This window comes from Kribbella sp. NPDC043289, from assembly GCF_056436705.1.
Genome location: NZ_JBWKCB010000001.1, coordinates 1,708,176 through 1,731,415, shown reverse-complemented (window position 1 = coordinate 1,731,415; position 23,240 = coordinate 1,708,176). Strand labels below are relative to the sequence as shown.

The following is a 23,240-nucleotide window of genomic DNA, read 5'->3' as shown; positions in this document are numbered from 1 at the left end:
ACCGATCCGGACACCCCGCGGTCCGCCGAACCGCACCAGCCTAAGGCCGTCGCAGCTCCGTTGACCACTGGCTCAGGGTGCTGTCGTGCTGGTCGTGCACGAGTTGCCGCGCGATCGAGCCGGGACCTTCGAGTTGGAGCGTGTGCGGATGGTCGGGCAGGCGGTAACCGAGGGTGGTGACAGTGTCCAGACACCGAGCCTGGCCGAGGATCGCCCAGTTGACGCGCGCGTCGGGAGACAGGTCGAGATCCTCGGCGAGCAAGAGGTTGTGGTCCAGCCAGGCGCGGGTCACGGTCTGCAAAGTGCCACCCACCTCGCCGTGGCGACCGAGCACGAGGGACTCGCGCAGGTGCGCGGTGCAGCCGGCTGCGAGACGTGCCGTCGTCGTACGGGTCACGTCGGCGCCGGCGGATACGACGAACGGTTCGGCGTACCACTGGAGGCTTGCGCCGTCGGTCAGTTGGATGTCGACGTCCCATCTCGCGGCGCCGCCGCGCATCCCGTAGGCGACGGTGCCGGCGGTCTCGACTATCTCCAGCCGGACCGGCCCTTGAACGACGATCTCGATGCGTACTTCGTCGCCGGCGAGCAGCAGTGCGCCCGCCGCCACGAGAGCAACGCGTACGACGCCGGCCCGGCCGGGCAGCTGCCGCGGCGACAGGTGATCCGTAGTCAGCAGACAGCGGTCCCGGATCGGGTCGGCGGCGACCTCAATGCGTGTGGGCATGGGTGTGCGTGATCAGCTCGCCGTCCTCGCCGACATGCGAATGCGGCGCCATCGGCCCCGGATCGACGGGCGTGTGCTGTCCGTTCCGTACGACGTTGGTCATCGAACGCACCCAGTCCTTGAGCTTCGCGACCGATGCCGGATCCGTCCGCGACAGTGCGAGGACCGGCTTCCCCTCGCGCGCCGCCTCGGCGTCCTGGACCATCCGGTCGACGTCGACACCGACGTACGGTGCGAGGTCGGTCTTGTTCACGACGAGCAGATCAGCGCGGGCGATGCCCGGGCCACCCTTGCGGGCGACGTCGCCGCCGCCGGCCACGTCGAGCACGAAGATCTGCGCGTCGACGAGCGCGGGGGAGAAGGTCGCGGTCAGGTTGTCGCCACCGGACTCGACCAGTACGACGTCCAGCGGCGCGAAGTCCCGCTCGAGGTCCTCGACGGCGATCAGGTTCGGGGTGACGTCGTCGCGGATCGCGGTGTGCGGGCAGGCGCCGGTCTCGACGGCCCGGATCCGTTCCGGGTCGAGGACACCGGCCGAACGCAGCAGCCGCGCGTCCTCGTCGGTGTAGATGTCGTTCGTGATCACACCGAGGTTCAGCTCGTCGGCGAGCTCGCGGCAGACGGTGGCGATCAGCGAACTCTTACCGGTGCCGACCGGCCCGGCGACGCCCAGCCGGAAGGAGCGGGTCTCGTCATGCATGGAACAACCTCATTCTCTCGATCGAATGGTGGTGGGCGAAGACGTCGATCTGCGGTGCGCCGGTGGCGGGGATCTTCTCGGCCTCGGTCAGCGGCGCGACGTCGGCCACCAGCTGCTCGATCTCGTCATGCAACCCCGCCACCCACGTCGCCGCCTCCGCCGGATCCACCGGAAGCAACTTCAACGACGCCGACACCACGGTCTGTACGTCGTCGTACGCCACAACCCGCGCCAACTGCTCGGCGGACATCCCGGTCACGGCACCCACAACCCCGAGCACCACAGGCCGCGCGATCTCCGCATCACGCGGCAAATACCCGAACACCGCAGGCCAAACCCGCCCCACCACCCGCAACAAAACCCGCCCCTGCCACCGAGCCACCCCCCGCAGCACCTGACTAGGAGTCCGAGCCGCCCAAGCCCCCTCAACCCCAACAACCCACTCCACCCCGCCCCCACCCACACCGACCCGACCGTCGACACCGACCCGACCGTCCGCCGCGGCCCGACCGTCGAAACCGGCCCGACTGTCTGGTCCGTCCGCACCGTCCGCGCCAGCCCGACCGTCTGCTCCGGCTCGACCGTCCGCTCCGGCGGCACCATCTGCTCCAGCCGCACCGGCCCCATTGCTCGCCCCCGCGCCTTCCACCCCAGCCGCCTCCGCGCTCTCCACCCGTCCCGCGGCCACCTGCTCGTCGAGTCGTGAGTCGTGGTCCGGGTTTTCGAGCCGTGCCCCACGACTCGACGCAGCCGACTCCCGCCTTAACGCACGACTCGGCGGCTGGTGGTGGGCGGCGGTGGCTTGCAGGGCGAGGTGGCGGGTTACTACGGCGACCGCGGCGTCGGTGCGGGTGACCGTGCGGAGGCGGGCTCGGGCGTACGCCGCCACGTCAGCCAACTCCTTGCCTTCAGCACCCAACCCTGCGCGCACCGCGGGCTCCAGACCGGCGGACTGCGTGTGCCCGCCGGTCGGCAACCTCCCGTCGGCGAGCATCAGCGCGACCAGCTCCGCGGCGCCCATCAGAACATCGCGTAGAGCTGAGCGAGCGGCAGTACCTCGGCCGGCGCCGGCTGCACCAGATCACCGTCGATCTGGATCGCGAACGTCTCCGGATCGATGTCGATCGCCGGCAGCGCATCGTTGTTCTTCAGGTCCGCCTTGCCGACGTCCCGCGTCGGACGAACCCCGAGCAGCTGTCGCCGCAGCCCGAGCCGTTCGCCGAGCCCGTCCTCGAGCGCGGCCGGAGACACGAACGTGTACGACAGATCCGCCCCGATCGCGTCGCCGAACGCGGGCCGCATCAGCACCGGCTGCGGTGTCGGGATCGACGCGTTCGGATCGCCGAGCGCCGCCCACGCGATCGCCCCGCCCTTGATCACGAGACTGGGCCGAACACCGAAGTACCGCGGATCCCATAGCGTCAGGTCCGCGAGCTTGCCGGTCTCGACCGAGCCGACCAGGTGATCGATGCCGTGGGCAATCGCCGGGTTGATGGTGTACTTCGCGACGTACCGGCGTACCCGCTCGTTGTCGGCGACTGTCCCCAGCGCGCCGCGGCGGTGCTTCATCAGGTGCGCGACCTGCCAGGTGCGGGTGATGACCTCGCCGATCCGGCCCATCGCCTGGGCGTCCGACGAGGTGATCGAGAGCGCGCCGAGGTCGTGCAGGATGTCCTCGGCCGCGATCGTGGTGGCCCGGATCCGCGACTCGGCGAACGCGAGATCCTCGGGTACGTCGGGGCTCAGGTGATGGCACACCATCAGCATGTCGAGGTGCTCGGCGACCGTGTTGACGGTGTGCGGCAGCGTCGGGTTCGTCGAGCCGGGGATGACGTGCGGATACGACGCGATGGACAAGATGTCGGGGGCGTGTCCGCCGCCCGCGCCCTCGACGTGGAACGCGTGGATCGACCGCCCGGCGATCGCCCCGAGTGTCGACTCGACGTACCCGGCCTCGTTCAGGCTGTCGGCGTGCAGCGCGACCTGCAGCCCCCACTCGTCCGCGGCCCGCAACGCGGCGTCGATCGCGGCCGGCGTCGACCCCCAGTCCTCGTGGACCTTGTACCCGGCCGCGCCCGCGAGCGCCTGCTCGGCGAGCCCTTCGGCGCTGACCGTGTTCCCCTTGCCGAGCAACAGGATGTTCAGCGGTACGGCGTCCAGCGCGCGATGCATCTGCTCGAGGTGCCATGCCCCGGGAGTGACCGTGGTCGCTTTGGAGCCCTCACTCGGGCCGGTGCCGCCGCCGACGATCGTGGTGATCCCGGTCGCGAGCGCTTCGTCGAGCTGCGACGGCGACAGCAGGTGGACGTGGGAGTCGATCGCCCCGGCGGTGAGGATGCGACCCTCGCCGGCGATCACGTCGGTGGATGGGCCGATCCGCAGCTCGGGGTGGACGCCGTCGGCGATGTCCGGGTTGCCGGCCCGGCCGAGTGCGACGATGCGGCCGTCGCGGATCCCGACGTCGGCGCGGACGATGCCCCACCAGTCGACGACGAGCACGTTGGTGATGACGGTGTCGGGGGCGCCCTCCGCGCGGGTCGTGGTGCCCTGCGCCATCGACTCGCGGATGGACTTGCCACCGCCGAAGACCACTTCCTCGCCACCGACGGTGAGGTCCTGCTCGACCTCGATCCACAGGTCGGTGTCGGCGAGCCGGACCTGGTCCCCGACGGTCGGGCCGTAGAGGGCGGCGTACGCGGAGCGGGAGATCTCAACCACGGCTCACCTCGCACTGGATCTCGTTCGCGACGCCAGGCCGAACAGCGTCGGCGGGTGGCGCGGGCTTCACCTGGATCCCCGGCACTCGACGGTTGCCGCGGAGCGTGACGAGTGCGACCTCGCGCGAGGCACCCGGTTCGAAGCGCTGCGAGGTACCGGACGGGATGTCCAGGCGGAACCCGCGGGCGGCGTCGCGGTCGAAGGACAACGCGCTGTTCGCATCGGGCAGGTGCAGGTGCGAGCCGATCTGGATCGGCCGGTCGCCCGTGTTCACGACCACCAGCCGTCGGCGTTCGTCGTCGGTGCGGTCGGCGTTCAGTTCGATCGTGCCGGGCCGGACACGAACGGCTCCGGGGGCGTCTGTACGCGCGGGCGCACCGACGGCCACCTCGACGGATGCGTCGTCGGCCGACGTTGCTCCGGCGGTTGCGGCGTCGGCCGGTGTCGGGCTGGCTGCTGCCGTGGTGGGGGTTGCGGCGTCGGCTGCTGTCGGGCTGGCTGTTGCCGTGGTCGGGGTTGCGGTTGCTGGTTTGTCCGCGCCCTGTTCTTCCTTGCTAAGTCTAACGTTGTCGGCCATGGAATCTGCCTTCAAATGATCGGGCTGTGGATAGTGACGAGTTTGCGGCCGTCGGGGAACGTTGCTTCGACCTGGACGTCGGTGAGGAGGTCGGCGACGCCGGGCATGACCTGGTCGCGGGTGAGGACGGTGCGGCCGGACTGCATCAGGTCGGCGACGCGGGCGCCGTCGCGGGCTCGTTCGATGACCCAGGTGCTGAGCAGGGCGACGGCTTCGGGGTGGTTGAGCTTGACTCCCCGGGCCAGCCGGTCGCGGGCGACCATGCCGGCCACGGAGAGCAGCAGCTTCTCGACGTCGGCGGGGGTGAAGTTCACGACGGCATCGGGAGGACGTGGTCGGACACCTTGTCTGTGCTCAGGCAGAGTGAGCACACGGCCGCGTCGTGCGTGACGCAGGCGGTCATGTCGGGGCGTTCGTAGTCCTGGCGGCACACGTGACAGGTGAGGATCTCGCCGGAGGGGTTCCCGTGTTCGTCGTACATCGGCAGGTCGAGCCCGTCGTCCACCCGGCGAAGGTAGTACTTGCCACGCGTGATGACGGCCAGGACGGGCGGCAGTACGACGGCCAGTCCGATCGCGACGAGTGGTGAGTACGGCTTGATGGTGTCGCCGAGTCCACCGAAGAACACCAGGATCGACACACCGGCCGCGACCGCCATCGACACGAAGCCGACCGGGTTCACGGCGTACAGCATGCCCCGCCGGAACTCGGGGGCCTTGGGCGACAGCTTCAGCAGGTACTTGTTGAACACGATGTCCGAGGCAACGACCACGATCCACGCCATGCCGCAGTTCGCGTAGAACCCGAGGATGGTGTTGAGGAAGTCGAACATGTTCGCCTCCATCAGTACCAGCGCGATCACCAGGTTGAACCCGAGGAACACGAGCCGCCCGGGGTAGTGCCGGGTCAGTCGCGTGTACGAGTTCGTCCAGGCCAGCGAACCGGAGTACGCGTTCGTCACGTTGATCTTCACCTGGCTGATCACGACCAGTACGACGGCCAGCGTCATCGCCAGCCACCCGGGCAGGAACCCGCGGTAGATCTCGAGGAACTGGTGCACCGGCTGGTTCGCGATCGACGACGAGTCGGCGACGTTGGCGATGATGTAGACGGCCAGGAAGAGACCGATCACCTGCTTCAGCGCGCCGAAGATCACCCAGCCGGGTCCGGCGAGAAGCATCGCGGTCCACCAGCGGCGCGAGTTCTCCGGTGTCTTCGGCGGCATGAACCGCAGGTAGTCGATCTGCTCGGCGATCTGCGCGATCAGCGACAGGCAGACGCCGGCGGCCAGCAGCATCGAGCCGAAGTCGGCGTCGGGTCCGTAGTCGAAGAACGTCGACACTGACGACGGGTGCGACACGAGCAGGTAGCAGAACGGCAGCACCATCAGGATCAGCCAGAGCGGCGTCGTCCACACCTGAAGGGTGGAGAGCACCTTCATCCCGTAGATGACCAGCGGGAAGATCACCAGCGTCGACACCGCATACCCGAGCCAGAGGGGGATGTGCAGGCCGAGTTGCAGGCCCTGCGCCATGATCGAGCCTTCGAGCGCGAAGAAGATGAACGTGAACGACGCGAAGATCACGTTGGTGACGACCGAGCCGTAGTACCCGAAGCCGCTGCCGCGGGTGATCAGGTCGAGGTCGATGTTGTACCGCGCGGCGTAGTACGCGAGCGGCAGACCGGTCAAGAAGATCACCACCGCGAAGATCGCGATCCCCCACAGCGCGTTCGTCGTGCCGTAGGAGATCCCGATGTTCGCGCCGATCGCGAAGTCGGCGAGGTACGCGATGCCGCCGAGGGCCGAGACGGCGACGACGCCGGTCGACCACTTCCGGTAGCTGCGGGGCGCGAAGCGGAGCGTGTAGTCCTCGAGCGTCTCGCGAGTGGCGGTGGTGGGAGAAGGAGTGGTGGTGGTGCGGTGGTCGAGCGAGGGTTCAACAGCCATGGGCGAACTCCTGCGGCACCTTCGGGCGAGCGGTGCTCCGGCGGACCGGCGACGTTGCCGGCGGGGGATGCACCCGAATGGAAGGAACCTAGGAACGCCGTGTTACCGGCGTGTTGCCGAGTTGCTACGTTCGTGTATTTCCATCTGGAAGTACTTCGTGAGGTCGCGCTCGAGCAGTCGCTGCGTGGCGGCGAGGCGATCGGCGACCGTGCCGCCGACGGGGGAGAGCGCGGTGACGATCCGGCGCTTGTCGTCCGGATGGGTGCGGCGCAGTACCAGACCGCGCTCGACCAGCTTGTCCACGTGCCGGGTCAGACTGGCGGCCGGCAGTACGGCGGACTCCGCGAGCACCGACATCGGTTGACCCGGTTCCTCGCGCAGCGCCGCCATGATCCGCCACTGCTCGACGGTCAGCCCGAACTCGTCCAGCAGCGGCTGCAGCCCTAGCTCGATCTCGCGCTCGATCCGCTTGAGCGCCAGGAGCAGGTTCGACGCCATCCGCACCCCCCTCCTCGGTTCAGGTGCTGGGAAATATAGCCGTTCGGTCGAACTTCCGCCTCCGGTTCGGTCACACTGACCGGATGTACGGCGGGAGGAGGTGACCGTGCGGCGTACCGACGTACTGCCGATCGCCTTCGTGGTGCCGTTGCAGGGGCCGACCGGGATCTACGGTCCGTCCTGTCTGGCCTGTGGACAACTCGCCGTCGAGCAGCTGAACGCGCGGAACGGGATCGCCGGGCGACGGGTCGAACTCGTCCAGGTCGATGCCGGTCGACCGCCGGAAGTCGTCGCCGAGGAGGTCGGGCGGCTGGTCGACGCGGGGCGGGTCGAGGCGGTCGCCGGGTGGCACATCTCCGCCGTGCGGGTCGCGCTGACCCGGCGGATCGGCGGGCGGGTCGTGTACGCGTTCGCCGCGATGCACGAGGGTGGCGACGACACACCCGGCGTGTTCATGCTCGGGGAACGGCCAGTGAACCAGTTGCTCCCGGCAACACACTGGCTGCGCGAGCACCACGGCGCCCGGCGCTGGGTGGTCGTCGGCAACGACTACGTTTATCCGCGCGTCACCGGCGCGGTGGCGCGGGAGGCTCTGCAAGGTACCGGGTCCGAGATCGTCCGATCGGCCTACGTTCCGCTGGGTACGGCGGACTTCGGGGCCGTGATCGACGGGCTCCGGGCGACCGATGCCGACGGCGTGATCATGCTGTTGATGGGCCAGGACGCGGTGCATTTCAACCGCCAGTTCGCGGACGGCGGGCTGAGTGAGAGCCTGCTCCGCCTCAGTCCGGCGATCGAGGAGAACACGCTGCTCGGCGCGGGCCCGGGCGCGAACCACGGGGTGTACGCGGCGGCGGCGTACTTCGACGGCTTGACGACCGTGGAGAGCAGCGAGTTCGCCCGCCAGTACTACGGCCGCTTCGGCACGTTCGCGCCCGCGCTGAACGCCGTCGGCGAATCCTGCTACGAGGCGATCCGGTTCCTCGCCCGCCTCGGTGAGATCAGCGGCTCGGTCGCGATGTCGGCCGCGCTGCCGACCGGCCACTTCTACGACAGTCCGCGCGGCCTGCTCCGTCTCGACGGGAACCTCGTCGACCAGGACGTGTACCTCGCGGTCGCGGACGGGCTCGAGTTCCGGATCCAGGAACAGATCGCCCACACCCACTAACCACTATGAACCCATTTGATGGTTAGCTAGAGCCATGGAGGTCGAGGAGCGGTTCGAGTGGGAAGGCCGATCGATCGCATGGGGCCGGGCGGGTGACGGCCCGCCGGTGGTGTTCTGCCACGGGACGCCGTTCTCGTCGCGCGTGTGGTCGAAGTACGCGGACGCGTTGAGCGCCGACTTCACCGTGCACCTGTGGGACATGCCGGGGTACGGCGCGTCCTCGAAGGATCCCGCCCACGCGGTGGACTTCGGCGCACAGGCGAAAGCGTTCGCGGCCTTGCTCGATTACTGGGAGCTGGACCGGCCGCAGGTGGTGGCGCACGACTTCGGTGGCGCGGTCTCGCTGCGCGCGACGCTGGCCGAGCAAGCGGCGTACTCGTCGCTGATGCTCGTTGATGTGGTCGCGATTCCGCCGAGCGGGTCGCCGTTCTTCCAGTTCGTGAAGCGGCATCCGACGACCTTGGACGAGTTGCCGACGTACATCCATGAGGCGATCCTGCGGGCTTACGTGACCGCGGCGAGCCATCGCGGGTTGCGTGAGCCGGAACTCGAGGAGCTGGTGGCTCCTTGGCGCACGGAGGAAGGACAGTCGGCGCTCTACCGGCAGATCGCGCAGTACGACGAGACGTTCCTGGTCGAGAACGAGAAGGCGCTGGGCAAACTGGCGATCCCGGTCAAGGTGGTGTGGGGCCGCGACGACGCCTGGATCCCGACGGCGACCGGCCGACGACTCGCGGGGCTGATTCCGGGAGCGTCGTACGTCGAGGTTCCGGACGCCGGCCACCTCATGCAGTACGACGCCCCGGTGGCGCTGGCGACTGTCCTGCGGGAGTGGCTCTCACGATGACTGCCGCGTCGCCGAGGTCCGCGTGGTGAGCTGTGAGCCGGATCTCGCCGGCGGAGGACGCACCTAGCCAGAGCGCGGCAGCACCGCCATTCGACGCCAGATCGAACGAATTGCACCCGACGAGCCGGCCAGGTCCCTCAACTTCGAGGGTCACCGGACCGCTCACGGACGGCCGGAGATTGCCGTACCGATCGGTCGCCCGCAGGACGACCCGGGTCAGGTCGGTGCCATCAGCAACTATCTCGTTGTCATCGGCAAGGAGGTCGAGGCGGTCCTTGGTGCGGTCGAGGGAAAAGGACCTGATCAGGACGCGGCGGTCGTGCAGATAGCCGTCGATGCGGAGGTCCGCGGTCGCCGACAAGTGGATGAACGACGGCGGGTGCTTCAGAGCGCCGAAGCGGGTGGTGTCCGGGCGGATCGTCGCGACGTGGTCGGTGCCGAGGTAGATCTCGAGGTGCTGGAGATTCGAGCAGATCATCAGCTCGTCGTCGAGCGGCGCGTCCCAGTGGAAGGCCGGCGCGATGACGGGACGGTGCTCGGGATCGACCTGGGCTTGATAGATCGCAGCGCCGAGCTTGGGGATGCGGAAGGTGTCGGCGACTCCGTTGCATTTCAGCCGGTGGTCGACCCAGCCGTTCTGTGAGTCGTAGTCGAAGGCCTGCCAGGCGAGTACGCCGAGGTAGCGGTCGTCGGCCGCGGCTTGCTGGTGGACCTGGGCGTGCAGGAAGGCTTGGCGTGCCTGCACATCCTGGGGATCGGTACGGCGGTAGAAGTGCGGTCCGGCGAGGGAACCGATCGCTTCGGTGACGAGGTACGGGACGTCGGGCAGCGGTGCGAGGAGGGTCGCGCCGGTCTCGTCGTGGGCGTAGTCGTTGTAGGCGAAGACGTCCTGGTGGAAGTCGACAGTCGAGTACTCCGAGGCGACCATCGCCCCGCTGGTTGCGCGGTCGGGATCGAGACGTTGCGCGACTTCCTGAGTGCGGCGGTACAGCTCGGGGTGGTTGGCGGACTCGTTGACGCGGACGCCCCACACGACGACCGACGGGCGGTTCCGGTCGCGGCGGATCATCCGCTCCACGTCCGCGACGACCAGGTCCTGCCAGGCGGCGTCGCCGACGTACTGCCAGCCGGGGATCTCCTCGAAGACGAGCAGCCCGAGTTCGTCGCAGGCGTCGAGGAAGGCGGGGGACTGCGGGTAGTGGGCGCAGCGGGCCATCGTGCAGTTCAGCTCGTTCCGGAGGATCTCGGCGTCGCGTCGCTGGACCCGGTCCGGCATCGCCATCCCGGTCCACGGGAAGATCTGGTGGCGGTTGAGCCCGAACAGTTCGAGCCGGTCGCCGTTCAGGTAGAACCCGTCGACCTCGAACCGGGCCTCCCGGAATCCGATCCGCACCTTCCGTTCGCTGCTTTGGTTGCCCAGGTCGAGGCGCGCGATGACGTCGTACAGGACGGGGGAGTCGGGTGCCCAGAGCTGGATGTCGTCGAGGCCGGTCAGGGTGAGTTCGCCGGTGGTGGTTGTGCCCGAGGTGATCAGCCGACTGTCCGACGCTCGGAGTTCGACGGTGAGCTGGCCGGCGCCTTCGACGGTGCAGCTGACGTGGAGGCTTCGCGAGGACGGATCGAGGACGTTCAGTGGGCGGGCGTGCAGGTCGGTGATGAACGCGTCCGGCTCGCAGCGGACCTTGACGGAACGGGTCAGACCGCCCGGCTGGAAGTAGTCGACCGCGCCGTGCCCGTCAGGGTGACCATTCGGCGGGACGGGCAACCAGCGGGAATCGAGCGCGATCGCCAGCAGATTCCGGCCGGGCTTCACGAGGTCGGTCACCTCGTGCGTGAACGGCAGAAACCCGCCGAGTTGCGTGCCCGCGCTGATCCCGTTGACGAAGACCTCCGCCGCCTGCAGCGCCCCGTCGACGTCCACGAACACCCGCCGCGCGTCCGCCGGGATCTCGAACCACCGCCGATAACACCAGCGCCGCTCCCACGCGTCCGCCTCCCAGTCCCGCCAGGACAGCGGTACGACGGTGTGCGGGAGCGTGACCGGCTCGAAGCCGCTGTCGTCGTACGACGTCCCGACCGCGGACTCGTCGACCAGTTCACCGAACAGCCACCTGTCCATGCCCACGACCCTAACGATGTATTTATTGCGGCGCCTGTCGTCTCTCTTCGGGGTGATGAGATCTGCGGTAGTGGTCGGTGGCGGCATCGTCGGGCTGGCCGTCGCGCGCGCCTTGCAGCGTCGCGACCCCGGCACGACGGTCGTCGTACTCGAGAAGGAAGCGGCGGTCGGCGCGCACCAGACCGGGCACAACTCGGGCGTCATCCACTCCGGTCTGTACTACCGGCCCGGTTCCCTCAAGGCCCGGTTCGCCGTGGCCGGCGGGGCGGCGCTGCGGGAGTACTGCGACGAGAAGAGCATCCCGTACGACGTCCCGGGCAAGGTGGTCGTGGCCACGACCGAGGCGGAGCTACCGCAGCTTGATCGGCTGCTCGGCATCGGCCGGGAGAACGGCGTACCGGTCCGGCGCCTGACGCTCGACGAGGTGGCCGAACGCGAACCCCATCTGCGGGTGAAGGGCGCTCTCGCGGTCGACTCCACCGGCCGGGTGGACTTCGGCCTCGTGGCGGCTGCGCTCGCCGATGACGTGCGGGCCGCGGGCGGGGAGATCCGTACGGGCGTGTCCGTGACGGCCGTGGAGAACGCCGGTGCGTTGATCCGGGTCAGGACCACGGACGAGGTGATCGAGGCCGAGCGGGTCGCGGTGTGTGCCGGTCTGCAGAGTGATCGTCTTGCGCGGGCGTCTGGGCTCGAGCCGGGGGTGCGGATCCTGCCGTTCCGGGGTGAGTTCAGCGAGATCGTTCCGGAGCGTGAGTTCCTGGTGAAGGGGCTGGTTTATCCGGTGCCGGATCCTGACCTGCCGTTCCTCGGTGTGCACCTGACGCGCGGGATCGACGGGACTGTGCACGTCGGCCCGAACGCCGTACCTGCGTTGGCGCGCGAGGGCTACTCGTGGTCGAAGATCAAGCCACGGGATGTCTGGGAGGCGGCGACGTACCGCGGTACGTGGCGGCTCGCTCGACGGTACGGGCGGACCGGGGCGAAGGAGATCGCGCGCTCGCTGACCGGGCGGGCGCTGGTCCGCGAGGCGCGGCGGATGCTGCCCGAGCTGCGGGTTTCCGACGTACGGCGGTCTGGTGCCGGCGTTCGCGCGCAGGCCGTCACGCGAGCGGGGAAGCTCGTCGACGACTTCCTGTTCCTCCGCGATGGGCGGGCGCTGCACGTGCTCAACGCCCCGTCGCCCGCGGCCACCGCATGTCTGGTGATCGGCGAGCGCATCGCCGAGGAGCTGTCTGCGGACCGCGCCTGAGATTGGCGGCAGCTCGACAGTACGTATACGTCCACTGCCCGCGATCCGGCCGGTCGCTCCGGCGTGAACCGACGGGGTACTACAGGTATACGTACTGTCGAGATGCCGCGCCGCTCGACGATTCGACCGCCTTGGTGATGGTGGTGTGCACGGCGGTGCCTACGACGGTGGCGCGGCCGGCTCCGTCGCGATGGGGCGGGTAGCGGGGAATCTTTGGCCGCCTGGTGGCAATTGAGTTCCCTTGATCTGGAGAGGTGGGCTGCCATCCGGGCCGGCCTGATCGAGCCCTGACCGAACGTCATATCCAGGCAACAGCGGGGCAATCTTCAGGGGTCACCCTGGTGTCTATGGACTCGTTGCGAACGACGCTGACCGGTGGGACGGCGTGTGAGGTGTGTGGACGGCTCCCGCATCCTCGGCGGGCGCGGTTGACGCTGGCGAAGCTGGTGGCGGTCGCGCCGGTGGAGTTTGCGTTGCATGCGGTGGTGCTGGCGGCGCATCCGCCGTACCTGGTGTCGGTGGCGGTGCTGGCGAGTGTGACGACGGCGTTGGTGATCTGGGTGGTGGAGCCGTCGACGATGCGGCTGCTGCGGTCGTGGTTGCATGCACCGACGGTTCACCCGCGGCGGGGGATCGGGACGTTGTGGCGCATCCGGGTGACGCTGGACGACCGGGCGGGGGCTCTGGAGCGCCTCACCCGGCGGCTCGCGGTGCTGGACGCCAACATCCTGGGGTTGCACGTCCATCCGATCGACGACGGAGTACGGGACGAGTTGGTGGTGTCCACACCGGACGAGATCACCGCGGCCGACCTGGAGGTCGCTGTCGAGTCGGCCGGCGGCCGGGAGACCCACGTCTGGCCGACGACCGCACTGGCGTTGGTGGACGGTCAGACGAAGGCATTGAGCCTGTCGGCGCGGGTCGTCGCAGATCCCGCTGAGCTGCCGCACGCGGTCGCCGAGTTGCTCGGCGCCCAGCTGGTCACCGATCGGGTGACGCTCGCAGGTCAGTTCGCCGACGACGGCACGGTCCTCAAGGTGCCGTCACCCTGGACCGGCTTGTTCGCGTTCAGCCGCCCGGGGGAGCCGTTCACCCCGGCAGAGTCCGCCCGCGCCCACCGCCTCGCGGAACTCGCCGAGGCAGCCCAAACCCTCACGAAGTCCCGCTGACCGGTGGGCTTCAGGTCGTCTGCCGGGCGTCGTGGAGGGCATCGGCGATGTGATCGGCCCACTCGCGGATCTCCTCCCAGTCGCGGGCATCCTCGGCCAGACCCTCGAGCTCCGGGTGCCGGGCGACGGCGTCGTCCTGGAGATCACCGGCGAAGGTCTTCACCGGCGGCGCGTGGACGAGCTGCACGAGGTGCGCGACGTCCGGCGGAACGGGCTGCTCCTCCTGCCGGTCGACGCCGATCGGCCCGGACTGGAACAGCCACACCGGCCGGGAACGCAACTGCACCTCGTGCTGCCGCAAGAACCGCACTGCCTCCGGACGCCATTGCCCCTCGTAGATCGCGCTGCCGAGCAGCACGGCGTCGTACGGTGTCACCGCTTGGACCGCGCCGACCTCGCGAACGTCGACCTCGACGCCGGACGCCCGGAGCCTGGCCCCGATCGCAGCGGCGATACTCGCGGTCGCGCCCATCGACGTTGCGTAGCTGACAAGTACTTTCTCGGACATGCCTCCAGCGTGTCGACGCTGCCGTCACGCGGTCAGGGTCATCCGGCCCGGATCGGCGGGGCCGGATGTCAGCGCGACGAGGTGTGCCGGCCGCGGCGTGATGTGTGTGGGGGGATGCGCGGCCCTGGGTTGGGAAGAGCGGGCCCACGGGGCCCCGCGCGGGGACTTCTGTCTCCCCGAGTCGGGCCGGAGGTCTGTGGTCCGGTTCACAGTTGCAACCGACAATCGAAGCAACTGATGGGAGGCTGCGATGAGCACGGCGGTCAGAACCAGCAAGCACGCGCGCCGGCGGCCGAGCCGGGCCGAGATCTGGAGGCAGCTCGAGCGGGCGTCGTTCCTGGTACTCAGCCATGTGACACCGAGTGGCCGGCCGCGGTCGAGCGGGGTCGTCTACACGGCCGGTCACGGCAGGCTGTACGTCGCCGTCGCGCCGCACAGCTGGAAGGCGCTGCACATCCCGGCGATCGGCCAGGTCGCGGTCACGGTGCCGATCCGGCGCGGCGGCCTGCTCGCGCTGCTGTTCCCGATCCCGCCGGCGACCATCAGCTTCCACGGCTGGGCGGTCGTCCACCCGCAGGGCGCGCCGGACGTCAACTCCCTGTCACCCGCGCTCGCCAGACTCGTCCCGGCCGAACGTCTCGCGGACTGCCGAATCGTCGAGATCTCTCCCGAAGGCGAGTTCCTCACCTACGGCATCGGCATCCCCCTCCGCAAACTCCGCAACCCAGCAGCCGCCCGCGCCCACATCCCGGTCGAGGGCGGACCGGCGTAGCAGCCCTCGGACTGCTCGGGTGGGTGTGCGACGACGAGAGGAGCCAACGGCGCCTTCAGCACGGTTCGCGGTGGGGTTCCGCCACATCATGCTGCGTTCGGCTCCCCTCGCCTGGTTTCAGTGCACCTAGGCCGGTGACGTCCCCCCAGAGGCGAAGGTCACCGGTCGGCCGATCCATTCGCCGGTTGTTCGTCGGCTGAAGGCTCCGGTGTGGGTCCGCCGCCGCGGCGTTCCTTGTAGAACTCGATGCCGAGGTGGCGAAGGATCGCTTGTTCGGGGCTCGCCGAACCGGCTCCCGAGCGGCGAGTGGCGACGGTACGCCGGGCATCCCGCTCGGCGCGGCTCTTCTCGAGATCGCTCATGGCTCGCTCCTCTCACCCACCTCCAGCACACGCCCGGCGGCCCCGGCCGGGCAAGGCAGAAGTTCCCGTCAGCTGAGGACCGGACGGCCCTGGTTCTGTCGCCGATGGACTGCGGAGGATGGCTGCGAGAGCAGAAAGCCCAGCACGGAAGCCCAGCACGGAAGCCCAGCGCGAAGTCCCCCAGGTGGAAGGACCGGACATGACCACTAGTAGGCGGTGGAGCGTCGACATCTACCTCGACGAGCATGAGGACGAGCGAACCACGCATGCGGAGGCTCGGCTTCGCACCAACGACAAGACGCACCTACTCGGCCGCGGTGCCGCGCACCGCAACCCGGCTGACACCGAGATCGCCGAGATCGGCGACGAGCTGGCGGTGGCGCGCGCGTTGTCGGACCTGGCCCACAAGCTGCTGCACACAGCGGCCTCCGACATCGAGGCCATCACCCACGAGCGCGTCCGCCTGCACGGCTGAACCCGGCAGCCGCGGATTCATCCCGTCCGCGAAGCAGGCCCGGCTTCGGCATGCCGTTCGGTGAACCAGCCTCGCCAGCGCAGGAACAGCAGCGTGCCGCCGATCAGTAGCGCCGGTATCCAGTACAGCAACGCGGTCAGCGCCACCGCCCCGAACGGCCTCCCGCCAGGCAACGCCGATGGCGGCCAGACCAGCCACCAGCGCTTCTTCGCGTGGGCTCGCACCGTGGACTGGACCGCCGTACGCCGGTGGTCTCGAGGCGGTGCACGCGCCACTGGTCCGCGCCGGCGTGCCACGGCGAGATCAGGCCGAGGACCTCGCTCTCGGCGTACGCGCGCAGGTGCCGGCGACGCGAGCGGCCACTCGTCGAGATCGCATGTCAGCGCAGCGGGCAGAGGATGCACTTGCCGATCGCGAACGGCACCAGCCCCAGCACGGCTGGTAACACAGCGGTGTGCGGAACGCGGTCCACGTGCCACAACGAGACCGCGACAGCGACCATCAGCGCGGCGACGCGCACGCCGCGATGGCCGATCACAGTCTGTGCGCCTCGCGCCAGCCGCACGGCAAACTCCCGGCCCAATTGCATGAGGGGTCCTTCCAAGGGCCTCCGGTACGGCGCGGTGCGGCGCGTCGGACCGGCATCTTCGAAATGCGGCGACGCTAACCGGCCGGGTCGAGAACGGCATCTCGAAGCGCGTCGGGCCCGCTGGTGGTCTACCGCCTCGCCAGGAAGCGGCTCTCGGCGCGCAGGCTCAGGTAGCACAGGCCGGCCAGCGGAACCGGTGCCCAGAACTGGAGCAGCCGCCAGGACAGGACCGCGAGTACGGCGGTGTCGGCGGGGACGCCGAATCCGATCAGTCCCGAGATCGCGACCCCTTCGACGACCGCGATGCCGCCAGGGGTGAGCGGTACGACGGCAGCCAGGTTCGCCGCGCAGTACGCGAGAAGCACCGGAACCGGGCTGATCACCTCGCCGTACGCCGCGAGGAAGGTCCAGAGCACCGCGGCGTCGAGCAGCCAGTTGAGCGTCGCCCAGACCAGGAACGCAGTACGTACCGCGGGATCGGCGAGCAGGTCGCGGAGCCTGACGGCGGTCGAGGCGATCCACGGGCGGACCCGTTGCGGGAGGCGCCGTTGGGCTGCCCGGACCAGTCGCGCGGCGAAGCGTTCGAGCGTCGATCGCTCCCGGACAGCGAGCGCGCCACAGGCGATAACTGCGAGCCCGACGAGGAACATCGTCAGGTAGGCGGGTGTTGCGGTCTGCAGGAACAGCGCCGGAATCGACACCAGCCAGGCGATCAGGACCAACGCGAGCGGCGAGCCGACCGCCTCGGCCGTGACGGTTGCCGTCACGTCCGCCGGATCCGCGCCACCCATGACCAGCAGCCGGAACCGGATCGCGGTGGCGGTCGCCGCACCACCGGGTACGACGTGACTCACGCCGTACCCGGTGAGGTCCGAGCGGAGGATCCAGGAGAACCGGGGCCGGCTCGTGCCCAGCAGAGCGCGGCTGAACAGCGAGTAGCAGACCAGGCTGCCTGCTTCGAGGGTGGCTGCGGTGAGCACCCAGATCGGGCGCAACTGCGAGACGCGGTGCAGCGACTCGCGAGCGAGCGAGAGCTTGGGGAGAACGACGTACTCGATGAGCGCGAAGAGGACGATCAGTGAGATCGCCGACCAGAGCCGACGGTGCCAGGCAGGCCGGGACGCCCCGGTCGCACTGTCCATGCCGCGCTCCCTCCCACCAGCAGTCTGCGCTGCCGAACGGCGAGCTGGGAGGGCCGAAGGTCCGCCCGGTTCCGGTGCGGACGCCCCTGCTCCCGAGCTGGCCCGCGAGCTGAGCTGGAAATACAGGAAGGGCGAGCGGAAGGAGACACGATGGCGAGCACACTGCAGCACCGGGACAGCCGGCGGCAGTTCGCGGACCTGTTCGACTGGGCCGAGGGTCTGCCAAGCCTGTTCCCCATGCCGGCCACGATGCGTGGCGTCCGGATCGAGGAGTTCGCCGATGACGACAAGTACGTCGTCCGCGCGGAGCTGCCAGGTCTGGACCCGGGTAAGGACATCAAGGTCGAGATCGCGAACGGGATGCTGACCATCTCGGCGACTCGTCACGAGGAGGAGCACGACGGCGGCCACTCCGAGTTCCACTACGGCACACTCACCCGCCGGGTGCTGCTCCCGGACGGAGCTGACGAGCAGAACGTCGTCGCGAAGTACACGGCCGGAATCCTCGAGGTGACCGTCCCGATCGTGGCGAAGGCCGCGGAGGCGCGGACGATCGCGATCGAGCACACCGACTGACGACATGCCATGCCTGGCCGGCCGCATCCGGCCGGGCGACGGTGTGAGAGGGGACGATGATGAGGCGGTTGGTGATTCTCGGTGGTGGTACGGCCGGGACGTTGGTGGCCAACAAGCTGCGGCGTCGGCTGGCAACTGCCGACTGGCAGATCACGGTGATCGACCGAGACCACGACCACGTGTACCAGCCCGGTTTGCTGTTCGTGCCGTTCGGCGGCCGAGGAGACCTGCGTCGGCCACGCCGGAGCGTGCTGCGCCGGGGCATCCAGTTGCTGCTCGGCGAGATCGAACGCGTCGATCCGGAGCGGAAGAACGTCCGGCTGGCCGGCGGTGACGTGGTCGGCTACGACTACCTGATCATCGCGACGGGTACCAGCCCGCGCCCGGACCAGACGCCGGGGATGCTGGGCCCGGAGTGGCGCCGGAGCATCCACGATTTCTACACCTACGAGGGTGCGTTCGCGCTGCGTGACGCCCTGAACCGTTTCACCGGTGGTCGGCTGGTGGTGCACGTCGTCGAGCAGCCGGTCAAGTGCCCGGTCGCGCCGCTGGAGTTCGTCTTCCTGGCGGAGGCATTCTTCCGCCGGCTCGGGATGCGGGACCAGGTGGAGTTCGTCTACGTGACGCCGTTGGACGGTGCGTTCACGAAACCGATCGCGTCGCGGTACCTCGGTAGGCTGCTGGACGAGCGGAAGATCACGGTCGAGACGGACTTCATGGTCGAGCGGGTCGACGCCGAGCGCACGACTCTGGTGAGCTATGACGAGCGTGAGATCGGGTACGACCTGCTGGTCACCGTGCCGCTGAACATGGGCGCCGACTTCGTCGCCGCGTCCGGACTCGGCGACGAGCTGAACTACGTTCCCGTCGACCGGGGCACGCTGCAGTCGGCGGTGTACCCGGACATCTTCGCCATTGGCGACGCCAACGATCTACCGACGTCGAAGGCCGGCTCGGTGGCGCACTTCTCCGGCGAGATCTTCGTCGGCAACTTCTGCGAGTACGTCGCCGGGCAGCCGATGACCGGGCGGTTCGACGGCCACGCGAACTGCTTCGTCGAGACCGGCGACGGCAAAGGGCTGCTGATCGACTTCAACTACGACACCGAACCGCTGCCCGGGCGTTTCCCGCTCGGCCGGCTCGGACCACTGTCCCTGCTCCGGGAGACGCGAGCGAACCACTGGGGGAAGCTCGCGTTCCGCTGGGTCTATTGGCACCTGCTGCTCCCGGGCCGCCGGCTGCCGGTGCCGGCCCGGATGTCGATGGCCGGCAAGCACCGGCCGCACGAGGAGGTAGCACCATGACCACCGTCCACGTCGATGCCGAGGGTTTCCTCACCGAGTACGGCGAATGGACCGACGACCTCGCGGTGCAGCTCGCCGCCCGGATCGGGATCGAGCTCACCGACGAGCACTGGAAGGCGATCCGCTTCCTGCGGGAGGACTACCCCACGCACGGCGAGACCGCCACGCTACGACGGGTGTCGACGCTGGCCGGCATCCCGGTGAAGCAGCTGTTCGTGCTGTTCCCCGGCAAACCGGCCAAGAAGATGGCGTACGTCGCCGGTCTGCCGAAACCGCGTGGTTGCGTGTGAGACAGGAGGCACCGCCATGACCACCACACTGCCGCAGGTCGTCCCGGACTTCGACGACGTCGCGACCGTCGGCCGCAAGCTGGCCGTGATCTGTTCCAAGGGCAACCTGGACATGGCCTACCCGGGCCTGATCCTGGCCAACGCCGCGCTGGGGGAAGGTGTCGAGACGCACCTGTTCTTCACGTTCTGGGGGTTCGACATGATCACCCGGTCGCGGATGCACGACCTGAAGTTCACGATGCTCGGCAACACCGCGACGCATAAGCCCCAGGGCCTTGGCGGTCTGCCTGGCATGACCGCGATGGCGACCCGCCAGATGAAGAAGCAGATCCGCGAGATCGGCGTCCCCGACGTACCGGAGTTTCTCGACCAGATCGTCGCGTCCGGCGGTCACCTGTGGGCCTGCCGGATGTCCGCTGACCTGATGCACCTCGACGAGAGCGACCTGTACGAGGCCGTCGAGGGCATCATCAGCGCCGCCGACTTCATCGAGAAGACCGACGGAGCCCAGATCATCTTCATCTGAACCGTGACCGGCCCCGCCCTCAGCGGGCGATGTAACCGCCGTCGATGTACAGCTCGAGACCGGTGACGAACGAGGCGTCGTCACCGGCCAGGTAGGCCACGCCGGCCGCGATCTCGTCCGGTCGGCCGAGCCGTCCCATCGGCGTGAGCTCGGTCATCGTCGTCCAGAACGGCGTACCGCGGGCTGCGTCCAGGATCGGGGTGTCGATGAAACCGGGATGGATGGAGTTGACCCGGATCCCGTCGGCCGCCCAGTGCAGGGCCGCGTTCTTGGTCAGCGTCCGCACCGCTCCTTTCGCCGCGTGGTACGCCGGAGAGGTGCCGAAACCGCCACTGGTGCCGAAGATCGAGCTGATGTTGACGATCGATGCGTGCGCGGACGCCTTCAGGTAGGGCGCGGCGGTTCGCATCCCGAGGAAGACGCCGGTCTGGTCGACGTCGAGGGTGTGCTGCCAGTCCTTGAGCGTCGTCTCCTCGATCGTCGCCAGGTCTCCCAGGCCGGCGTTGTTGACCAGGATGTCGATGCCACCGAGCCGTTCGGCCGCGAGCATGCAGACGCGCTCCCAGTCGGACTCGCTCGCGACGTCGTGCTGGGCGAATTCCGCCTGCGCACCGGAGTCCCGCAGCGCTTCGGCCACGGATTCACCGGCGTCGACGGCGATGTCGGTGAGCAAGACCGCGGCGCCTTCGGCTGCCAGCCGCCAGACGGTCGCCTTGCCGATGCCGCTTGCCGCGCCGGTGACCAGCGCGACCCGATCGTCAAACCTGCCCATGGCGTTCTCCTTCGTAGGTGTGGGCCGTGCCGGCCCGGGCGGTATGCATTGCTGCAGGTACGGCGAGCGCGAGGGCGGGTACGGACCAGAGCCAGAAGCCCCAGCCGAACAGCATCAACGCCAGGTGGAAGAGCACGACGGCGACGTAACCCGCGAGCGGCGCCGTGACGAGCAGGGCCGCGATCGTCAGTTCGGCGGCCGCGAGGAGCAAGGCCCACCGGGTGGGGTGAGCCATGAAGACGCTCTGCCAGTCGTTCTCGATCCAGCCGAACAGGCCGGCGTTGGCGAATCCGTCGTACGAGCGGGGAGTGGTGAGCGCCAGGACCACGTGGACGCAGGCGCCGGACGCGAAGAGCGCGACGAAGCCCCAGTGGATCGCCCGCCAGATGGTCGCCGGGCCAGTGTGGGTAGCCGGGGCGGTCATCTCAGCCGCCGGTGGCGGCGGCGGGGATGACGGCGACGGGGCAGTCTGCGTGGTGCAGGACAGTCTGGCTGACGGAGCCGATCAGCATGCCGGTGAAGCCGCCGCGGCCGCGGGCGCCGAGGACGATGAGGGCGGCGTCGGACGCGAGCCTGAGGAGGTGTTCCGCGGGGTGGCCGGTGATCTGGACGAGCTCCGCGTCGTGACCGTCGCGTTTGTGAACCGCTGTCCGCAGCTCGTCCTCGCTGATGCGGTGCAGGCCGGTGCCGGCGGGTTGCGCCGCGACGACGCGGACGTCGAGGTCGTGCCGGTGGGCGTAGTCGAGGCCGACGTCGAGCGCGGTGTCGGCGGCCGGCGAACCGTCGTACCCGATCACGACCCGGATGCCGGCCAGGCTGCCGAGGTCGGGGCGTACGACGACCACGGGGCACCGGGCATTGGCCACCAGGTCGAGTCCCGTCGAACCGAACAGCGCGCCGACCATCGTCCCGAAGCCGCGGGTGCCGATCACTACCGTCGAGGCTTCGGCCGATGCCCTGACGAGGATCGTCGACGGTGCACCGCGGTCGAGGTGCGCGTCGATCACGAGATCCGGTTGCAGATCGCGGGCCAGTTCGGCCGCGCGGTTCACGATGTCGCCGGCGTCGGCGGGCGTGCGCCCGGGGGCGACCACGTGCAGCAGCCGGAGGTCGCTGCCCAGCGACGCGGCTTCGGCGGCCGCCCACTTGACCGCGACGTCGGCAGCCGGCGACCCGTCGATCCCCACGACTACGGGGCGGCGCTTCATGCGGGCTTCCTCGACGGGACCGACTGAAGGATTCCGTCGCCCGCCACCATCAGCTCACGCAGCCGTGCGACGAATCGGGCGGCCGGTGCGCCGTCGACCACGTCGTGATCGAGACTGACGGTCAGCTGCAGGAACTCGCGCTCGACGAGGACGCCCTGGAACAGGACCGGCCGCCGGGCGATGCCGCCGACGACCACGCTCAGCGTGTGCAGCTGGAATCCGATGCCCCAGCCCGCGCCCGCGCCGAACATCCCGACGGCCGTCACCCCGACGGTCCCGGCCAGGGCCTGCTGACGGTGCGGCAGCCGATGCAGCCCGCCGAGCAGTGCGACCCGGACAAAGCCGGGCAGCAGCAGATATCCCCGGACCCACGGAGCCTTGCGAACCGACGCGCTGCGCTGTGGATCCGCCTTCACCGCGTGGATCTCGTCGGACAGATCCTCGACCGTACGCCGGGCCGCGTCGCGCAGCACGTGGGTGAACGCGAACGGGACGCCGTCGACGTCGACCTCCACCGGGAACCCGATGTCGACCTGGCCGAAGACGATCTCGCGGCCGCGCAGGTCGCGATAGGCCTGCACGGCGGGGTCGGCGGCCACCGCCGCGGCCACACAGTGCACGACGAACGCCGTGAACAAACGATTGCCCTCGATGCTGCGAAGCATGCCGCGGGCGGACGTCACATCGACCTCGAACAGCCCGTGGATGGCGTGCCGGCGACGAGCGGCGCGCCCGGTGTCGATCACCAGTTGCCGGACCCACGGCGCCCGTCGTACCTGCGCGTCCTGCACGAGGCCACCTCCCGAACCGCCCTGGTCCGAGCATGCGCCGGTGCGCGGCCCGCCCGCACCGGTCGATCGGTCCCGAGGGCGCGGGACTTTGGACTCTCAGCCGCCCCACTCTCAGCCGCCCCAGTCTCAGCCGCCCCAGTCTCAGCCGCCCCAGTCTCAGCCGCCCCAGTCTCAGCCGCCCCAGTCTCAGCCGCCCCAGTCTCAG

28 protein-coding genes are annotated in these 23,240 nt (G+C 69.2%); 10 read left to right on the top strand and 18 right to left on the bottom strand.

All coding sequences use genetic code 11. From position 1 onward, the window contains the following. Positions 1-40: 40 nt before the first annotated feature. The 8 genes from AC0662_RS08235 to AC0662_RS08200 form a co-directional block, all read right to left on the bottom strand. On the bottom strand, positions 41-727 hold the full coding sequence (locus AC0662_RS08235; RefSeq protein WP_452196609.1) for an urease accessory protein UreD: 687 nt from the start codon (positions 725-727) through the stop codon (positions 41-43). Beyond that, the gene (ureG, locus tag AC0662_RS08230) at positions 711-1,427 is read right to left on the bottom strand and encodes an urease accessory protein UreG (protein ID WP_452196608.1); all 717 of its coding nucleotides are present in this window, start codon (positions 1,425-1,427) and stop codon (positions 711-713) included. The genes AC0662_RS08235 and ureG overlap by 17 nt, the downstream gene beginning before the upstream one ends. Then, positions 1,420-2,448 carry an urease accessory protein UreF gene (locus AC0662_RS08225; protein WP_478299314.1) on the bottom strand — a complete coding sequence of 343 codons (1,029 nt, stop codon included), beginning with the start codon at positions 2,446-2,448 and terminating at the stop codon, positions 1,420-1,422. The genes ureG and AC0662_RS08225 overlap by 8 nt, the downstream gene beginning before the upstream one ends. Then, positions 2,448-4,145 carry an urease subunit alpha gene (locus tag AC0662_RS08220; protein ID WP_452196606.1) on the bottom strand — a complete coding sequence of 566 codons (1,698 nt, stop codon included), beginning with the start codon at positions 4,143-4,145 and terminating at the stop codon, positions 2,448-2,450. The genes AC0662_RS08225 and AC0662_RS08220 overlap by 1 nt, the downstream gene beginning before the upstream one ends. Then, on the bottom strand, positions 4,138-4,722 hold the full coding sequence (gene ureB, locus AC0662_RS08215) for an urease subunit beta (RefSeq protein WP_452196605.1): 585 nt from the start codon (positions 4,720-4,722) through the stop codon (positions 4,138-4,140). Before ureB ends, AC0662_RS08220 begins: the two co-directional genes overlap by 8 nt. An 11-nt stretch (positions 4,723-4,733) precedes the next feature. After that, positions 4,734-5,036, bottom strand: a complete 303-nt coding sequence (locus tag AC0662_RS08210; protein WP_452196604.1) for an urease subunit gamma — start codon at positions 5,034-5,036, stop codon at positions 4,734-4,736. Beyond that, positions 5,033-6,670 (bottom strand): purine-cytosine permease family protein, encoded by a 1,638-nt coding sequence (locus AC0662_RS08205; protein ID WP_452196603.1) that lies wholly within the window; start codon positions 6,668-6,670, stop codon positions 5,033-5,035. Before AC0662_RS08205 ends, AC0662_RS08210 begins: the two co-directional genes overlap by 4 nt. Before the next feature lie 102 nt (positions 6,671-6,772). Further along, the gene (locus AC0662_RS08200) at positions 6,773-7,168 is read right to left on the bottom strand and encodes a MarR family winged helix-turn-helix transcriptional regulator (RefSeq protein WP_452196602.1); all 396 of its coding nucleotides are present in this window, start codon (positions 7,166-7,168) and stop codon (positions 6,773-6,775) included. Positions 7,169-7,274: 106 nt separating this feature from the next. Between AC0662_RS08200 and AC0662_RS08195 the strand changes: the two genes are divergently transcribed. Both AC0662_RS08195 and AC0662_RS08190 read left to right on the top strand, forming a co-directional pair. Then, complete coding sequence (locus AC0662_RS08195) at positions 7,275-8,336, top strand: substrate-binding domain-containing protein (RefSeq protein ID WP_452196601.1); 1,062 nt, start codon at positions 7,275-7,277, stop codon at positions 8,334-8,336. A gap of 34 nt (positions 8,337-8,370) precedes the next feature. Then, positions 8,371-9,183: an alpha/beta fold hydrolase gene (locus AC0662_RS08190; protein ID WP_452196600.1), complete on the top strand. Its 813-nt coding sequence runs from the start codon at positions 8,371-8,373 to the stop codon at positions 9,181-9,183. On the opposite strand, the gene AC0662_RS08185 is transcribed toward AC0662_RS08190, so the two are convergent. Then, positions 9,122-11,302 (bottom strand): glycoside hydrolase family 2 protein, encoded by a 2,181-nt coding sequence (locus AC0662_RS08185; RefSeq protein WP_452196599.1) that lies wholly within the window; start codon positions 11,300-11,302, stop codon positions 9,122-9,124. The genes AC0662_RS08190 and AC0662_RS08185 overlap by 62 nt on opposite strands. 55 nt (positions 11,303-11,357) lie before the next feature. On the opposite strand from AC0662_RS08185, the gene lhgO reads away from it, so the two are divergent. Further along, positions 11,358-12,551, top strand: a complete 1,194-nt coding sequence (gene lhgO, locus AC0662_RS08180; protein WP_478299310.1) for an L-2-hydroxyglutarate oxidase — start codon at positions 11,358-11,360, stop codon at positions 12,549-12,551. Between the two features lie 347 nt (positions 12,552-12,898). Further along, complete coding sequence (locus AC0662_RS08175) at positions 12,899-13,720, top strand: amino acid-binding protein (protein ID WP_452196597.1); 822 nt, start codon at positions 12,899-12,901, stop codon at positions 13,718-13,720. 10 nt (positions 13,721-13,730) lie between these two features. Here the strand turns inward: AC0662_RS08175 and AC0662_RS08170 are convergent, their stop codons facing one another. Then, the gene (locus AC0662_RS08170) at positions 13,731-14,228 is read right to left on the bottom strand and encodes a flavodoxin domain-containing protein (RefSeq protein WP_452196596.1); all 498 of its coding nucleotides are present in this window, start codon (positions 14,226-14,228) and stop codon (positions 13,731-13,733) included. A 250-nt stretch (positions 14,229-14,478) separates the two neighbouring features. Between AC0662_RS08170 and AC0662_RS08165 the strand changes: the two genes are divergently transcribed. After that, on the top strand, positions 14,479-15,000 hold the full coding sequence (locus AC0662_RS08165; RefSeq protein WP_452196595.1) for a pyridoxamine 5'-phosphate oxidase family protein: 522 nt from the start codon (positions 14,479-14,481) through the stop codon (positions 14,998-15,000). Positions 15,001-15,158: 158 nt separating this feature from the next. Here the strand turns inward: AC0662_RS08165 and AC0662_RS08160 are convergent, their stop codons facing one another. Beyond that, positions 15,159-15,362 (bottom strand): hypothetical protein, encoded by a 204-nt coding sequence (locus AC0662_RS08160; RefSeq protein ID WP_452196594.1) that lies wholly within the window; start codon positions 15,360-15,362, stop codon positions 15,159-15,161. Between the two features lie 199 nt (positions 15,363-15,561). On the opposite strand from AC0662_RS08160, the gene AC0662_RS08155 reads away from it, so the two are divergent. Further along, positions 15,562-15,837: a DUF1876 domain-containing protein gene (locus AC0662_RS08155; RefSeq protein ID WP_452196593.1), complete on the top strand. Its 276-nt coding sequence runs from the start codon at positions 15,562-15,564 to the stop codon at positions 15,835-15,837. 17 nt (positions 15,838-15,854) lie between these two features. On the opposite strand, the gene AC0662_RS08150 is transcribed toward AC0662_RS08155, so the two are convergent. The 3 genes from AC0662_RS08150 to AC0662_RS08140 all read right to left on the bottom strand — a co-directional run bounded on the left by AC0662_RS08150 (position 15,855) and on the right by AC0662_RS08140 (position 17,568). Then, positions 15,855-16,061, bottom strand: coding sequence for a hypothetical protein (locus tag AC0662_RS08150; protein ID WP_478299307.1), 207 nt, complete (start codon positions 16,059-16,061; stop codon positions 15,855-15,857). Between the two features lie 155 nt (positions 16,062-16,216). Continuing rightward, entirely contained in the window at positions 16,217-16,426 is a 210-nt protein-coding gene (locus AC0662_RS08145) for a hypothetical protein (RefSeq protein ID WP_452196591.1), read from the bottom strand. Positions 16,427-16,554: 128 nt separating this feature from the next. After that, positions 16,555-17,568, bottom strand: coding sequence for a lysylphosphatidylglycerol synthase transmembrane domain-containing protein (locus AC0662_RS08140; protein ID WP_478299305.1), 1,014 nt, complete (start codon positions 17,566-17,568; stop codon positions 16,555-16,557). A 150-nt stretch (positions 17,569-17,718) separates the two neighbouring features. On the opposite strand from AC0662_RS08140, the gene AC0662_RS08135 reads away from it, so the two are divergent. From AC0662_RS08135 to AC0662_RS08120, 4 genes are read left to right on the top strand one after another with little or no spacing between them, the layout of a single operon-like run. After that, a complete protein-coding gene (locus AC0662_RS08135) occupies positions 17,719-18,144 on the top strand; it encodes an Hsp20/alpha crystallin family protein (RefSeq protein ID WP_452196589.1) in 426 nt (141 codons plus the stop codon). Between the two features lie 59 nt (positions 18,145-18,203). Continuing rightward, complete coding sequence (sqr, locus tag AC0662_RS08130) at positions 18,204-19,448, top strand: type III sulfide quinone reductase, selenoprotein subtype (protein ID WP_478299303.1); 1,245 nt, start codon at positions 18,204-18,206, stop codon at positions 19,446-19,448. Next, positions 19,445-19,738: a TusE/DsrC/DsvC family sulfur relay protein gene (locus AC0662_RS08125; protein WP_452196587.1), complete on the top strand. Its 294-nt coding sequence runs from the start codon at positions 19,445-19,447 to the stop codon at positions 19,736-19,738. Before sqr ends, AC0662_RS08125 begins: the two co-directional genes overlap by 4 nt. Positions 19,739-19,754: 16 nt before the next feature. Then, positions 19,755-20,264 carry a DsrE/DsrF/DrsH-like family protein gene (locus AC0662_RS08120; protein WP_452196586.1) on the top strand — a complete coding sequence of 170 codons (510 nt, stop codon included), beginning with the start codon at positions 19,755-19,757 and terminating at the stop codon, positions 20,262-20,264. A gap of 19 nt (positions 20,265-20,283) precedes the next feature. On the opposite strand, the gene AC0662_RS08115 is transcribed toward AC0662_RS08120, so the two are convergent. From AC0662_RS08115 to AC0662_RS08100, 4 genes are read right to left on the bottom strand one after another with little or no spacing between them, the layout of a single operon-like run. Beyond that, positions 20,284-21,036, bottom strand: coding sequence for an SDR family NAD(P)-dependent oxidoreductase (locus tag AC0662_RS08115; protein WP_452196585.1), 753 nt, complete (start codon positions 21,034-21,036; stop codon positions 20,284-20,286). Then, a complete protein-coding gene (locus AC0662_RS08110) occupies positions 21,023-21,460 on the bottom strand; it encodes a hypothetical protein (protein WP_452196584.1) in 438 nt (145 codons plus the stop codon). Before AC0662_RS08110 ends, AC0662_RS08115 begins: the two co-directional genes overlap by 14 nt. Before the next feature lies 1 nt (position 21,461). Further along, on the bottom strand, positions 21,462-22,244 hold the full coding sequence (locus tag AC0662_RS08105) for a universal stress protein (RefSeq protein ID WP_452196583.1): 783 nt from the start codon (positions 22,242-22,244) through the stop codon (positions 21,462-21,464). After that, positions 22,241-23,035 (bottom strand): 2-oxo acid dehydrogenase subunit E2, encoded by a 795-nt coding sequence (locus tag AC0662_RS08100; RefSeq protein WP_452196582.1) that lies wholly within the window; start codon positions 23,033-23,035, stop codon positions 22,241-22,243. Before AC0662_RS08100 ends, AC0662_RS08105 begins: the two co-directional genes overlap by 4 nt. Positions 23,036-23,240: the final 205 nt, after the last annotated feature.